Origin of the sequence: Limnohabitans sp. 15K, assembly GCF_002778285.1 — a bacterium.
Classification (GTDB): domain Bacteria; phylum Pseudomonadota; class Gammaproteobacteria; order Burkholderiales; family Burkholderiaceae_C; genus Limnohabitans_A.
In genome coordinates this window covers 410,232-424,584 of the sequence record NZ_NESM01000002.1, presented here as the reverse complement: position 1 = coordinate 424,584, position 14,353 = coordinate 410,232, and the positions used below count along the sequence as shown (strand labels likewise).

At 56.3% G+C, this 14,353-nt stretch carries 10 protein-coding genes; 1 reads left to right on the top strand and 9 read right to left on the bottom strand.

The features are described 5' to 3' along the window. Window positions 1-13: 13 nt before the first annotated feature. From B9Z40_RS10865 to B9Z40_RS10825, 9 genes are read right to left on the bottom strand one after another with little or no spacing between them, the layout of a single operon-like run. On the bottom strand, window positions 14-3,283 hold the full coding sequence (locus tag B9Z40_RS10865) for a chemotaxis protein CheA (RefSeq protein WP_100173362.1): 3,270 nt from the start codon (window positions 3,281-3,283) through the stop codon (window positions 14-16). A 48-nt stretch (window positions 3,284-3,331) separates the two neighbouring features. Next, window positions 3,332-3,739 (bottom strand): response regulator, encoded by a 408-nt coding sequence (locus B9Z40_RS10860; protein ID WP_019431196.1) that lies wholly within the window; start codon window positions 3,737-3,739, stop codon window positions 3,332-3,334. Between the two features lie 10 nt (window positions 3,740-3,749). Beyond that, on the bottom strand, window positions 3,750-4,856 hold the full coding sequence (gene cheB / locus B9Z40_RS10855) for a chemotaxis-specific protein-glutamate methyltransferase CheB (RefSeq protein WP_100173361.1): 1,107 nt from the start codon (window positions 4,854-4,856) through the stop codon (window positions 3,750-3,752). Beyond that, on the bottom strand, window positions 4,853-5,899 hold the full coding sequence (locus tag B9Z40_RS10850) for a protein-glutamate O-methyltransferase CheR (protein ID WP_100173360.1): 1,047 nt from the start codon (window positions 5,897-5,899) through the stop codon (window positions 4,853-4,855). The genes cheB and B9Z40_RS10850 overlap by 4 nt, the downstream gene beginning before the upstream one ends. A gap of 7 nt (window positions 5,900-5,906) precedes the next feature. Beyond that, window positions 5,907-7,310: a chemotaxis protein CheW gene (locus tag B9Z40_RS10845; RefSeq protein ID WP_100173359.1), complete on the bottom strand. Its 1,404-nt coding sequence runs from the start codon at window positions 7,308-7,310 to the stop codon at window positions 5,907-5,909. 19 nt (window positions 7,311-7,329) lie between these two features. Then, entirely contained in the window at window positions 7,330-8,835 is a 1,506-nt protein-coding gene (locus tag B9Z40_RS10840) for a methyl-accepting chemotaxis protein (protein ID WP_100173358.1), read from the bottom strand. After that, window positions 8,801-9,331, bottom strand: a complete 531-nt coding sequence (locus tag B9Z40_RS10835; protein WP_100173357.1) for a PAS domain-containing protein — start codon at window positions 9,329-9,331, stop codon at window positions 8,801-8,803. The genes B9Z40_RS10840 and B9Z40_RS10835 overlap by 35 nt, the downstream gene beginning before the upstream one ends. Window positions 9,332-9,370: 39 nt before the next feature. Next, the gene (locus B9Z40_RS10830) at window positions 9,371-10,534 is read right to left on the bottom strand and encodes an adenylate/guanylate cyclase domain-containing protein (protein WP_100173356.1); all 1,164 of its coding nucleotides are present in this window, start codon (window positions 10,532-10,534) and stop codon (window positions 9,371-9,373) included. Window positions 10,535-10,542: 8 nt separating this feature from the next. Next, window positions 10,543-10,917, bottom strand: a complete 375-nt coding sequence (locus B9Z40_RS10825; RefSeq protein WP_100173355.1) for a response regulator transcription factor — start codon at window positions 10,915-10,917, stop codon at window positions 10,543-10,545. Between the two features lie 194 nt (window positions 10,918-11,111). Between B9Z40_RS10825 and B9Z40_RS10820 the strand changes: the two genes are divergently transcribed. Then, window positions 11,112-14,330, top strand: coding sequence for an ATP-binding protein (locus B9Z40_RS10820; RefSeq protein WP_158238082.1), 3,219 nt, complete (start codon window positions 11,112-11,114; stop codon window positions 14,328-14,330). Window positions 14,331-14,353: the final 23 nt, after the last annotated feature.

Genomic DNA, 14,353 nt, shown 5'->3' with positions numbered 1-14,353 from the left:
TGCAGTGCCCGGATTAAGCGGCCAATGGCAAGTGGTGCGGGGTTTGCAGGTTTTCCGCCAAGCGGTACAAAGCTGCAGCGTCCAAAATCAACACCACACGGCCATCACCCAAAATGCTGGCGCCGCCTACACCGGGCAAAGCCGCCAAGCGAGGGTGGATGTCTTTGGTAAAGAGTTCTTGGCGACCCACGAACTCGTGTACCGAGACACCCAGTGTGCGTTGCCCATCACTGAGCACGACCACATAGCGGTGTGACTGTTTTTCGGCAGGTGGGTAGCCCAGTACTTCTTCCAGTCGCACGATGGGCAAAAAGTTGCCCCGCAACAAAATGGCGGTGCGGCCTTTGACGGTTTGGTACTCGTCAGGGCTGACCTCGACCAACTCGGCCACGTAACGGCCAGGAATGGCCATGGTCTGGTTGGCGGTATTGACCAGCAACACTTCTTGCACGGCCGCCGACAGCGGCATTTGCATGGTGAATGTGGTGCCTTTGCCGACTTCGGAGTCGAGGTGGATGGTGCCACCCAAGCGCATCACACTGGTGCGCACCACGTCCATGCCCACGCCTCGGCCTGAGGTTTCGGTGACCACATCGGCGGTGCTGAAAGCAGGGCGGAAGATGAAGCTCAGAATATCCTCTTTGCTCATCTGCAGGCTGTCTTCTTCTTTGACCAAGCCGCGGTCCACCGCTTTGCGGCGCACGCGTTCGGGGTCAATGCCTTTGCCGTCGTCGATCACGCGGATCATGATGCGGCTGCCTTGCTGTTCGGCCTGGATGCGAATCACCGCTTCATCGGGCTTGCCCGATTCGCGACGCTCTTCCGGTTTTTCCACGCCGTGGTCGGCGCTGTTGCGCACCATGTGCAGCAGCGGGTCGGCCAAAGATTCGACCATCGCTTTGTCAATCTTGACTTCTTGGCCAATCAATTCCAAACGGATTTGTTTGCCTTGGGCCAAAGCCAAGTCGCGCACCATGCGTGGGAAGCGCTTGAACACCAGCTCCACAGGCACCACGCGCAAACCCATCACGCTGTCTTGCAAGCGAGACAAGGCACCTTGAATCAAGGCGTCGGTTTCTTGCAGGCGGCGCAGTTGGTCTTCGAGATTTTCAGCCACTTGCTGAAGATCGGCCAATTGGGTTTGCGGGTCCTTTTGTTGGCCTTCCTGGCGCAGACGGTGCAAACCTTCACGAGCGCGTTGGTCACCAATGATGTGGGCCAGTTGGCCACGCACCAGAACCATTTCGCCAATTTGGTTCATGAACTGGTCGAGCATTTCGCCCGGCACACGGATCACGTTGGACGAGGCGTTGGCCGCAGCAGGCGATGCCGCCCGCGCAGGGGCCGCTGCTGCAGGTTTGGCCACAGCGACTTCGGTGCTGGGTGTGCTTGAGCTCGCTGCAACGGGTGCCGTGCTGGGTGCCGTGGCAGCTGGTGTAGCTGCTGCAGTGGTTGCCGAGGCAGCAGCTTTAGCTGGTGCGGTTGATGTCTTGGTTGCAGCGGCAGGCGCAGATGCCTGTGCAGGTGTTGTTGGTTTGGCCGAAGTGTTGGGTTTGTTGTGGTCTTTGCCCAACTCACCCAGCAGCACCACATGGCCCGAGCCTTGGTCGATGGTGTTCAGGTCTTGTTCAATCGATACACGCGGTGCCTTCGAAATGAAGAGCATTTCGTACCAGCTGAGGTTGTCTTCGATCAAGGTGCGGTTGGTGATGACCCGACCTTTTTCATGCACCCATTCCAAGAAGGCGGTGGCGATGCTTTCAGACGATTCGAGGTGGGCTTTGATCAGATAGGCCAAATGGCCTTCTTGGATCATTTCGACCAACTCGCGGGTGTTGTCAGGCGAGAGCAGCTCAGACAGTTCAATCGGTATGTTCATCGATGCGACAAACTGGCGAACGGCGTCCACAGGCGTGTCACCGGCGTCGTCATGCGCCCACAGGTAGTCGCGAATGCGCTGGTGCAGGCTTTCGTCGGCGGCTTTCAGAGGACCTTGTTTCAAGGGCTGACGGCCGCTGGTCCCGAGCAAATCACGGATGAACTGAAGGGATTCACGGCACAGCGCGATGACTTCGCTGTCAATGCCCATTTGGTTGCGCGCTGCGCGTGCAAATGCGTCGACTAAGAGCAGGGGCACATCGGTGCGCGACTGCGGGTAAAGAGAGGACAGATAGCCATGGATCCGCGAAAAACGCTGAGACAAGAGGTTGGAAATCTCGTCATCGTGCACATTGGTCGGGCCTTCCAGCGTTTGCAGCAACTCTTCAACCTGCAATAAATGCATCAACAGGTTGTCTTTGAGTGTGCGCGCCAAGACTTTGGCCAAGGATTCACCACCCAGATCCACACCCGTGGTTTCACCCAGTGTTTTCAGGTCGTCCAAAAAGGCGACGATCACATCGACCATACGCTCGCCATCGGCTTGAGAAATCTCTTCAGAGACGGGCAAAGCGTCCAGGATTTCTTCAATGCGGGTGTCAAGACCGGCATAGCCCAGGCTGTTGGAGCCTTTGAGCATCCAGCTCAGGGGTTTGCGGATGTCATTGGCCACAGCCAAAACTTGGGGTCCACCTTCTTTGGTCGCAATCGAGTTGGCCAGGCGCTCCAAAATGGGCAAGCCGTTGCTGATCAGGCGCAAGAACACCACTTGACGATTGTCCGTCGTGCCGTCTGCGGCCTTGGTGGGTTCGGCGCGAACAACGGGTGCAGCAGGTGCCGATGGGGCAGGGGTGCTGGCAGGCACAGCGCTTGCAGGGGCTGCGTTTTGAGGTGTTTCTACAGGGGCAGATTCGGGCGCGGGGGCCGGTGCAGGTGCAGGTGCAGGTGCAGGTGCAGGTGCAGTGGCAGTAGGCAGTTCTGATTTGTCCGCAACGGTCAGGGCTTGGCCTTGACTGACCATTTTGAAGGCGCGCTCCAGCTCAGCCAACAAGGCGACCGGTTTTTCTCCGTCGCTGCGTTCGGCCACAGCCTTTTCGCACAGGAGTTTGATGTCGTCGAGCGAGCGCAACAACAGGTCAACGGTGTTTTTGTCGAGCGAGGCTGTGCCCTCACGGACCATGCCCAGCAAGTCCTCACAGCGGTGGGCGACCGATTCCAGTGCGCCCAGCTCCATGACACGGCTCAAACCCTTGAGGGAGTGAAAGGCCCTGAACAAGCCCGAAACTTCTTCGGCATTGAGAGACTCTGAGTCGGCCTTGACGAGCAAGGACTCAATGCTTTCAATGTGTTCTTCGGTCTCAACTGCGTACTGCGCCCAGATGGTTTCTAGAAAATCGTCAGACACGGTCCCACACTCCTTTCGAGCTTAGTGTCGAAAAACAGGCAATGCCTTTTACGACAGACCCAGCACTCGGCGGGAGGCTGTGACGATCTCATGGCCTTTTTTGGCATTGAGGTCGAGACTCATCGCGCCCGATGGTTTGGCAATCACTTCGGCCGCGCCAAACTTGCGCGCTTCGATGGCTTGCGGCGAACCGGCTTGGGCCACCGAAGACACGATGATCACGGGCACTTTGCTCATCAAGCGCAGGCGCTTGATGCATTCGATGCCGTCCATGTGGGGCATCTCGATATCGAGCAAGACCAGATCGGGTGCGATCTCTTTGACTTGCTGAAGGGCTTCAAGGCCATTGGTGGCTTCGCCAGCGACTTCCAAATCAGGATCGGAGGTCACGATGCCACGCAACAGGGCGCGCATCACGAAAGAGTCATCAACAATGAGTATGCGTTTCTTGGTCATGAGGCAGTCTCTATAAAACAGAAGTTTTGAAAGTGGGAAGAGTGCGTGTGGCACACAAGCGAGACAGGCGTGTGCCTATTTCTTGGGGCGATAGTACAGCTGTGGCCAAGCCCGCGTTGAGGGTGGATGTGGGCATGCCGTCCACGATACAGCTGTCGGGTTCCTGGACCAGCACATGGCCGTTTTTGCGCGCCACCAGATCTTTGGCACCCAGCATACCGTCGCTGCCCATGCCGGTCATCACCACCGCCACCACAGGGCATGAGGCCGCTGCGGCTGAGCGGAACAGGACGTCGGCATTGGGGTGGATGTTCGCATTGGCATCGGTTTTTTGGTACAGCATCAGCTTGCCGGGGAAGGGCTCGCGGACGACCACATCGGTGCCACCTTTGGCGATCACGATCATGCCGGGTTTGAGTTCCATCTGCTCGGTGCTTTCCACCACGTCCAAGCCGGTTTCGCTGCGCAAGTGCGCTGCAAAACCGCTGGTGAACATGGGGGGCATGTGCTGCGCAACCACCATGGGGCAGCCCAGACGACCCATGGACTTGAGCACATGCGGAAGTGTGGCCGGGCCACCCGTTGAGATGCCCAAAACCACCAGACCCGCCGCTTGCTGGGTGGGGACTGAGCGCAACTGACGGGGCGCTGTGGGAGCGTTTTTGGCAGCAGCCAAAGGAGAGGCGGAAGCCGTGAAGCTGCGCAGGGTGCTCAGGCGCGTTTTCTTTTTGGCCCAATAGCGGAGCTTTTCCACCAAGTCGGCACCAATTTGCACAATATCGAGCTGCACAAAAGAAGACTTTTTCGCAATGAAATCCACCGCACCCAATTCGAGGGCACGGATGGTGGTCACCGAGTTGCGTTCGGTCAAGCTGCTCAGCATGATGATGGGGCAGGGCGTCGCGGCCATGATTTGGCGGGTGGCCTCCAGGCCATCCATCACCGGCATCTCCACGTCCATGGTGATGACGTCAGGGCGCAGCTCGCGCGCCATGTCGACGCACATCTGACCCGTCTTGGCTTCGCCCACCACCTCGATGTCGAGGTGGCTCTCCACCATCTTGCGGATGGCGATGCGCATGAACGCTGAGTCGTCCGAAATCAGTAATCTGATCATACGCGGGTGTCGTTTCTGACGTACCAAGGACCGCCCTTGCCCAAGCGCGATTCGAAATACTCGGGCACCAGCATTTGCACCGATGCACCCAAGACCAACACACCGCCGGTCGACATAGACCGGGCCAGCATGGTCTGCACGGCTTTCTTGATTGGGTCTTCAAAGTAAATCAAGACATTGCGGCAAAACACCAGATCCATGCCCATGACAGGTGGGCGGTTGTTCATGAGGTTGAAGCGTTCAAAACGCGTGCATTGGCGAACCCATTCACGGATCTTGAAATAGTTCACACCCGGCATGGCGTTGGCAGGCGCAATTTTGACGTCCTCGAACATGCTCTTCCATTCGTCGGGCAAATTGCGAAAGGAACCCATGCCCAAGTCACCATAAACAGCGGCTTTTGCGGTACGCAGGGCTTGGTTGGAAATGTCGGTGCCGAATGAAAACACACTCCATCCTGCTTCTGGGACCAGTTTGCCTTCAAACATGCGGGCATAACCGGCCTTTTGCATGGCACGCAAAGCCGAAAAGGTCAGGTCATAAACTTCTTCTCCGGTAGAGCTGGCTGCGGACCAAATTTGAACTTGCTTTTGGGTTTTGCGCAGGTTCAACAGGTGCGGCATGATCTCTTCGCCCAACATGCTCATCAGGTCGGGGTCGCGGCAGAAATAGGTTTCGTGCACCGTCAAGTTTTCAACCAAGGACTGCCATTCAGAATGTTCTGTGGAGCAGTTGTTCATACTCTCGACCCAGTCTTTCAACGTGGCCATGGGCATGTCTTTGAAAATGCGCACCAGTTTGCGTTCCACCAAAGTGCCGGGCTTGATGCCAAAACGTGTTTCCACACCACCCATCAACTCGTTGATCAATAGCAGCAAGGCCCGTGATTGGGTGGTTTCTTCGGGCTTGCTGAAGCCGGACATCGGTTTGGGAGCCAGCGTGCTGGTCGCGGGTGTAGGAGCAGCCGACGTGGCTGAGCGCGCCGTGTCCACCGCGGTTCGCATTTGACTGATCAGGTCGTTGACTTTTTTATCTTGTGTCACAGGTCGTTCATTTCTGTTGGCGTTTGGCAGCCAATGTCAGCGGTGCCAAAGTGATGAGGGAAATCAGCTCGCCATCCAGCTTGCCAACCTCGTTCAGGTAATCGTTTTGCTGGTTTCTGACAGGGGTGATGTTGGTTTCTTCGATGTCGATCACGCGCTCGATGCGGTCGACAATCAAAGCCCAAGGCTCGTTGTCCACGCGAACCACCACGTAAGACGATGTTTCCAGCGGTGCCACACCGAGCATCTTGCGCAGGTCGATCACAGGCGCAATTTCACCTTTGATCTGGATCACACCGCTGAGGCTGTTGTCACCCTCGGGCAGGTCGACACTGGTGCTGTACTCTTCCACGCGGTCCACCATGCCTAAGGGGAGTGCGCAGCGCTCGTTCCCCAGTCTGAAAGAAAGCATGCGGCGCACGGCGCTGCGGACCAAGTGGTTGTTGTGAAGCATGAATGTGGTTTGCTGGGTCAGAAAACGCTGGTATTGGGCAACGGCTTGCGGTGAAAGCAGGCCGGTCATCGAGAGCAAACCCGTCATGTGGCCCTCGCGGGAGGCTGCACCATTGAGGTAGCCTTCCAGCTGGGCGTCTTGTGAGCCCGCCACCGCTTGAACCGCTTCGCGGGGGTAACGCTCGATGCCCAAAATCGCCGACACGCTCACACCCAGTTGCAAACCCTGAACTTTGACCACCAGGACAAATTTGGCTTCGGTGGTGTGGCTGCGGTTGAGCAAACCGCCCAAAGACACGATCAGCAAGGCTTGGCCGCGCAATTGCATGAGGCCTTGAACTTCAGGTGTTGCACCGGGCAGTTGCGTCAAGGCGCCGATCTCAACGATCTCTTGCACATGGGCCATGTGCAGTGCGTAGGTTTCACCGCAGTCTTCGACCGTCACGGTGGCCATGTCGTTGTTGGCTTGTTTGGCGCTTTCTTCGCGGGCATCGTCGTGCAGGTCAAAACCTATCAGTCCGCCGCCGCCTTCAGGGACGCCCGTGGGGTCCATGTTGCGCATGTCCAGCGATTGCTCGTCGAGCAACAAGACCATGCGCTCATTGAGTGTGAACTCACCACAAACCAAATTACGTTGGTCGGGGTCCACGTAAGGGGTGAGCAGCGATTCGTCCAGGTTGATCTTGTTGTGCACGCGATCAACTTGAAGGGCAATGTTTTCATGGCCCGTGATGACGACCAGCAAATTGCCGTTGATGTCGGCGGTGCGCGCGGGCATGCCCAAGCGCAGCGCGAGATCGATTTTGAGCAGCACAGTACCCGTGACATTGACCAAGCCTTCGACCTCTGGAGGTGCGTAGGGCAGGGGTGTCACGGCCAAGGATTCCAGCACCTGGCTGACCGCCGACGCACGCAGCGCAAAGCGGTTTTCTTGAATGTCAAAAAGTACCAGTTCCATGGTGTGTGGTCTCGCCGCTTTAAGTGCTGAACTTGGTGATTTCGGTCCGGGTGGAGTCCGCCACCTTGGACAACTCGATCATCGAGGCGGCCAGTTCTTCCGATGCAGCCGAATTGCTGCGGGCAATTTGTTCAAGATTCTCAACGCTGGAGTTGATCTCTTGGATCATGCGTGTTTGCTCTTCCACAGACGCTGAAATGCGTTGCAGCATGCCATCGGTTTCGGTGGAGGACTTGACGATGCGCTCCATGTCCGAGCTGACCTCTTTCACCGCGATCACCGCTTCTTTGGCCTGCTGGCTGGCTTGCTGAATGAGCTGGGTGATTTCTTTGGTGCTGTCAGCGCTGCTGGCGGCCAATTTGCCCACTTCGTCGGCCACCACCGCAAAGCCTTTGCCATGCTCGCCGGCACGCGCGGCCTCGATGGCGGCGTTCAAAGACAAGAGGTTGGTTTTGTTGGCGATCTTTTCGATCACATCGGTGATCTTATTGATCTTTTCAGAGCTCAAGGCAATCCCATTGACAACGTCCACCATTTGAACCATTTTGTCCTGGCCACCACGCACGATGGTGGTCGACTCTTGGGCTTGACGGCTGGCGTGCTCGGTGTTGGACGCGATGTCGTTCACCGCGGCAGCCGTTTGGCGAATGGCGCTGACCATGTGGCCGATGAATTGGGTTTGGCTTTGTGCGCCGTCGGCCAATTGGCCAATGGCAGTGCTGGTGTCGTTGGCGGCACCTGCCACCTGTTGGGCGTTTTCACCGATTTGGCGCATCGAAATCGCCAAGGCTTGCAAAGAGTTGTTGATGTCGTCTTTGAGTTTGCCCAAAGCACCTTCGCCGTTGGCGCGCACACGTTGGCCCAGGTCGCCATTGGAGACGGCGTCCATGACTTTGACGACATCGCTGATGAGGGTGTCCAGAACTTCAAGCGTCTTTCGCGCATCGTTCAAAATGCTCAAAAATTGACCCGTTTGTCCTTGGGTGGAGACGCGGTGTTCAAAATCCCCCAGCGCCATGGCACTCATGCTTTGGCTGAGCATTTGCACCGTGGAGTCCATGTTTTTCTGGACTGTGGCGATTTGGGCCAGCACCTGCGGGTACAAACCCTTGAGGCCTGCAGCTTGCGGGTGGCGTGAAAAATCACCCGATCCCATGCGGGTCACCACGGTCATCGACTCGCGGAAGACCGCCTCAATTTGGTCCAGCACATCGTTCACGCGCCAAGCGGCATCGACCAAACGCCCCTGAGCCGGAATTTGGGTGATGCGAGCCTCTAATTGGCCTTGTGCCGCTTCTGACAAAACATGGTCAATACGAGCAAGCAATGCATTTTCACGGCCGGCAGCTTTGAAGCCCACCAACAAGACAATGACCGTCAGGGCGCTCAGCCCCATCAAGACATGGTTGTCAGGCGAGTGCCACAGGGCGATGGCCGTTGCACTCAAACCCAAAACGCCCGCCAACCCCAAAAGGAGTTGAGGGCTGAGTTCAAAGCCCTTGGAGGTCGAGGATGAAGCGCTCATAGCTGACGCCCTTTTCTTGAAGGAGGTTGTGCATTTGGGTCAGGGAAGTTTCGATGGCTTCCTTGGCGCCAGCGTTTTGTTCGGTCTGAAGCAATTGCTTGTAAAGCGGAATGATCACAGCCAATGCCTTGGGGTTGGGCTTGCGACGCACCGAGTAATAGCCCACGACCTTGCCTTGCGCGTCGCGCGATGGCGTGACGTTGGCCAAGACCCAATAAAAGGAGCCGTCTTTGCACAGGTTCTTCACGTATGCAAAGATTTCCTGTCCGCTCTCAATGTGTTGCCACAACAATTTGAAGACACAGCGCGGCATGTCGGGATGACGCACCAAGTTGTGTTGCTTGCCCAAGAACTCGGCTTCGGTGAAACCTGAAAACTCAGCGAACACTTGGTTGCTGTAAGTGATTCGACCTTTCAGATCGGCTTTGGACACGATGAATTCATCGTCTCGCATGAGCCTTTCTTGCTGTGTGGGTTGAATGTGTTGTCTCGCCATGGCTTTGTTTTGTGTGAGGGGTTGTCGAAGGTGTTGGCTTCAGATGCGTCCGTTGACAAAAAAAGTTTCAACCTGACCCAGGCTCTTGACTTCAATGGAGCCACGCGACTCCAACTTGAAATCGTTTCGAACCAAGTTGGCCGTGTTGACTGACACATGGATCCGCCCGGGTTCACCGGTGGATTCCATGCGGCTGGCCACGTTGACAGTGTCGCCCCACAGGTCGTAAGTGAACTTGCGCAGACCAATCACGCCCGCCACGATGGGGCCGCTGTGCACGCCAATGCGCATGCGCAGCGCGCCTCCGGTGCGCTCGCGCATTTCTTCCAGGGCTGTGCAAAATTCAATCGCTGCATCGATCACCGCGTGGGCGTGGTCGTCCATCGGGTCGGGCACGCCACCCGCCAACATGTAGCAGTCGCCGATGGTTTTGATTTTTTCGAGGCCGTGTTTTTCGGTGATCAAATCGAACCGAGAAAACAAATCGCCCAGCACTTCAACCAGGGCACTCGCCGTCATGGTGCGAGACATGGCCGTGAAGCCCACCATGTCGGCAAACAGCACGCTCACATTCGGAAATGCGTCTGCAATGTGTTCTTCGCCTGCTTTCAAGCGCTGAGCAATTTTGCGCGGCAAGATGTTGAGCAGCAGTTGTTCTGTTTTGGCCTGCTCAGAAGACAGGGCTTCGTGTTGCTTTTTCAGCTGGCGCATGCGCAAAGCTTCTTGGTCACGCAAGCGTTTGCGCTCTACCGAAGTTTTGACCCGGGCGCGCAACAACACAGGGTTGAATGGCTTGGATAGGTAGTCTTCAGCACCTAACTCAATGCAGCGGACGGCATCTTCCAGGCTGGTGCCGCCCGAAATCACAATCACAGGTGGCCAGGCCTGATGGGGGGTATCGCGCAAGACGGCTAAGACTTCCATGCCGTTCATTTCGGGCATTTCCATGTCCAGCAGCATCAAATCGAATCGTTCGCGGACCAGCGTCTCGATCGCCTCACGCCCATCACTTGCTTCGGTGATGTCGGACAAGCCGATTTCAATCAACGACTTTCTCAAACCCATACGGATCAAGCGGCTGTCGTCAACCAGCAAAACCTTGGCTTTTTGGAAATCGGAAGAAACTTTGGCGCCAATGTCCAATTCAGCAGAGCTGCTGCGGTTTTCTGAGCTTGGGGCAGATTTGCCGACTTCGTTCTGCATGACTTGGATCAGTTGACTTCAAGCAAAGCTTTGACCTTGTCAAGCAATTGCACCGCCGTGAATGGCTTGGTCAAGCTGTCGTTGGCACCAGAGAGCAGGGCGGAATCGAGGCCAAAACGGGCGCTGACCACCCGGCTGCCGCCGGAGATGGTGAGAATCGGCACGGCTGGGAAAGACTCGCGCAAACGAGAAACAAAGTCCACACCGTCCATGTTGGGCATCACGATGTCAGAGATGACCAGGTCCACGTTGTTCACGGCGAAAAGCTCGAGCGCCTCCATGCCATCACGGGCTTCGATGACCGAATAGTCAGAAAATTCCAGAATTTCACGCACACCCTCGCGCAAAAGATCTTCGTCATCTACAAGCAAAATCGTGGTCATTCAAATAATCTCCGTATCGCCGGCGATTCTATCAATAAAATTGTAAATAATGAGGTTGTCTCAATTAAAATGATAACTTCTGACACGTACCAATGAGACATTATTTCTTTAAATTTTGTCCTTTTAAGTACATTTCTTATTTCTGAGGCTGCCTCTATATGAACCTGTTCCGCGCGTGGTCCCCAAAATCTTGGATGGCTTTGATTTGGATGGGGGTGATCGGCCTTTTACTGACCGTTTGGCTGGGCTCTTATTGGGGGGGAATGGTTCAATGGGCAGTGGCCGCCAGCTTGGGCAGTTTGGTTCTTTTCGCGGCTTGGCAGTGGTGGCAAATTGACCAAAGTCATTTAGGTGCAACACCTGCGGAGTTGGCCGATGTCACACGCTTGCTCGCCCAGGACCAATTGACGCAAGTCCAAGCCACTTTGGCCCGTGGCGGGCAGGGTGTCTTGGGTGATTTGGCGACGGTGGTGGGCAATTTGCAAAAAGCCAAGAATCACCACGAGGAGCGTTCGTGGCGCGACCAGGGCCTGGCCTTGATCCATGACACCGTTCGACACGATTACACGCCCGAGGCCTTGTCGAACAAGGTGTCGCAGACTTTGACGCGGTTTTTGGGCTTGAGTGCTTGCGCGGTTTATGTGCTGGACGCAGATGCCTCTCCGCGACGTTTGCATGCCGAGTGCACTTTGCACCGCCAAAGTTCGTCTTCAGGGCACCATTTGGCCTTGCCAGAGTACTTGACATGCGCTTATGCCAGTTTGCAAGCTTTGGCTGCCAGTAAAACCATTTTGCGTAACGCTGAGATTCCTGGCGCTTTGCTCCATTCATTGAACCACACAGGTTCGGGTGATGTGGTGTTGGTACCTTTGGTGATCGAGGACCAAGTTCGTGGTGTTTTGTTGATGACGGCTTTCCAAGCACTTCCCACGCAGTTGGAAGCCTTGATGGAGCCTGTTTCTGCTGCCATTGCCGTGGCCATGCAGTCGGCCACTGCGCGCAACACCTTGCAAGCCTCCTTGGCGCGAGCCAACGATTTGACGCGAGAGCTTCAAGAGAATCACCACAAGTTGCAAGACAGCGAGGGTGCGCTGAAAAAGCAAATGGCCTATGTCAATGACATTTTGGGCAACATGCACAGTGGCTTGGTGGTGGTGGACCGTTCGGGTCGGATCGAAGACTGCAACCCCGCTCTGCTCAAGCTGACCGGCTTTGACCGTGATTTGTTGGTTGGCCAGCCCAGCAGTTTGTTGTTTGAGGAGGACGAAACCAGGTTGTTGTCTATCTTCAAGGGTTACGGCCACATGCTCACCCGCTTGGGTGTAGAGAACCCCGATGCTTATTGGCAAGTCCTGACCGACAACCTGCTAGGTGCGGCTGTATTGGATCTGAAGGGGCAAGTTTTACGGGCGAACCATCGGATGGCTCAGTTGCTCGGTTGCGGTGTGGATCAGCTCAAGGGCACGCCATTTTGGGGATTGCTGCAAGATGCCCCGGCCGATGAGTTGCAAGATTTGATGGCCTTGGTGTCCGGTGACGACACTTACTACCGCTCCGGTTCGGGTCAACCCCTGCCCATGCGCTTGCGCGCTGGCGCCCCTATGCACTCGGTGGAAATCAGCTTCATCAACCACCTGCTGTTGGGTGAGCGCGTCACGCTGGTGCTGGTGCGCGGTGAGCGAGATTTGCCTTGGGGTGTGGCCAATTCCACCACCTTGCAAAAACTGACGCCCGGCGATGAAGAGGCCATGATTGCCAAGTTGCGCAACCGCTCGGGCACACACATACCGGTGCGGGTCACTTCTTCGTTTTTGGCCGATGCCTCGGGCATGCCCCAACAAACCGTCATCAATTTGCACGATGTGTCGAGTTTGGTGAACAAAGGTGAGGAGATTCGGGCCCAGCACCAGTTGCTTGAAATGAGCATGGACGCGATGCAAGACGGCGTGCTCCGTTTGGACCGTTTGGGTCGCGTGATCAGTGCCAACCCCATGGCGCTGAATTTGCTGGGCAGTGACAAGTCCAGCACAGCGCTGCAACCTGTTCAGCAGTTGCTGCCTGGGCAACAAAAAGGCCACGACTTGGCTTATTGGCTGCCCTTGCAAACGTCTTGGTTGTTGCGCCGATTGGTACAAGATTTGGCGCAAGACCCTGGCTTGGTTCAGTCTTTGCCCATTCCTTTGTTGTATGCCAACAGGATGGGCCGTTTGAAGTGGGCCACACCCACGGCTTGCGCTTTGTTGGGTTTGACGGTGCCGCCGCAGTCGACTTCTGAGCCTTTGCTTTTGGCCGAGCAAACCAGTCGAGAGCTGCTGGCCTTGCGCGATCAAACCGATGTGGAAAACGCGGGCCATGACCCCTTGGTCATCGAGGTGGCTTGGCGCGCAGGCAATGCCCCGATCATGCGCTTGCCCACTTTGTTGGTGCCACAGGCTGCGGCCGGCAACGAAGAGATGATGGTTTGGTTGATTCCTGATCTGGATGCCTTGAGCGCCTTCATGATTCGGCGCATGCACAACATCGATTGGTTGGTGCTGCACCGCGAACAAGAGGGCTTGTTGCCTGTTGTGTTGACTGCCTCGCCCTTGGTCGACCCCTACAACCGCTTGACAGGTGCGGTGGTGACGATCAAGGACATGCGTGAGATCAAGGAAAAAGAAGCCGAAAACCTGCGAATGGTGCACAAGGTGGAGCAGTCGCAACGTCTGGACGCCTTGGGTCAGTTGGCTGCCGGTGTGGCGCACGACTTCAACAACTTGTTGGGCGTGATCCAAAACCATGCCGAATTGGTGGAAATGAAATTGGGCAGCGAGACCAAGGCGGCCAAAAACTTGTCGGCCATTTTGCAAGCCACCACCCGGGCCCGTGACATCGTGCTCAAACTCAATGCTTTGGGCCGTGAACGCAAGCGACTCGAGGAAGATGGCAGCGTGCACGACGAAGAAGAGATCTTGGTGCCGTTCGAGTTGTTGCCGGTGATCGAAGAAACCCAGGGTTTGCTGCAAGCTACCTTGAAGGGCATCGACATTGTGGTGGATGCACAAGCCTTGACCACCGATGTGATTTTGCGCGGACAAAGCGGCACTTTGCAGCAGGTGATTGTCAACTTGTGCGTCAATGGCAGTCACGCCATTGGTGATCGGCGCAATGGCACGATTGGTATCAAGCTCGGGCGTCCTGATGCCAGCCATGTGTCGATTGCGGTATCTGACAACGGGGATGGCATTCCGGCTGAAATCATGTCGCGCATTTTTGAGCCTTTTTTCACCACCAAAGAGGTGGGCAAGGGCACGGGCTTGGGCTTGGCGATGGTGCGCAGCATCATCACCCAAATGGGCGGAGCCATCGAGTGCGTTTCTGCGCCGGGTCAGGGGACCACTTTCACCATCAACTTGCCCTGTACGCAGGCTTGAGTCAACCCCACCGATTGAGAGCC

Excerpts from the sequence above, each read along its gene's own strand:
- B9Z40_RS10860 (WP_019431196.1), bottom strand. The coding sequence starts at position 3,739 with ATGACCAAGAAACGCATACTCATTGTTGATGACTCTTTCGTGATGCGC.
- cheB (WP_100173361.1), bottom strand. The coding sequence starts at position 4,856 with ATGATCAGATTACTGATTTCGGACGACTCAGCGTTCATGCGCATCGCC.
- B9Z40_RS10845 (WP_100173359.1), bottom strand. The coding sequence starts at position 7,310 with ATGGAACTGGTACTTTTTGACATTCAAGAAAACCGCTTTGCGCTGCGT.
- B9Z40_RS10840 (WP_100173358.1), bottom strand. The coding sequence starts at position 8,835 with ATGAGCGCTTCATCCTCGACCTCCAAGGGCTTTGAACTCAGCCCTCAA.
- B9Z40_RS10835 (WP_100173357.1), bottom strand. The coding sequence starts at position 9,331 with ATGGCGAGACAACACATTCAACCCACACAGCAAGAAAGGCTCATGCGA.
- B9Z40_RS10830 (WP_100173356.1), bottom strand. The coding sequence starts at position 10,534 with ATGCAGAACGAAGTCGGCAAATCTGCCCCAAGCTCAGAAAACCGCAGC.
- B9Z40_RS10825 (WP_100173355.1), bottom strand. The coding sequence starts at position 10,917 with ATGACCACGATTTTGCTTGTAGATGACGAAGATCTTTTGCGCGAGGGT.
- B9Z40_RS10820 (WP_158238082.1), top strand. The coding sequence starts at position 11,112 with ATGGCTTTGATTTGGATGGGGGTGATCGGCCTTTTACTGACCGTTTGG.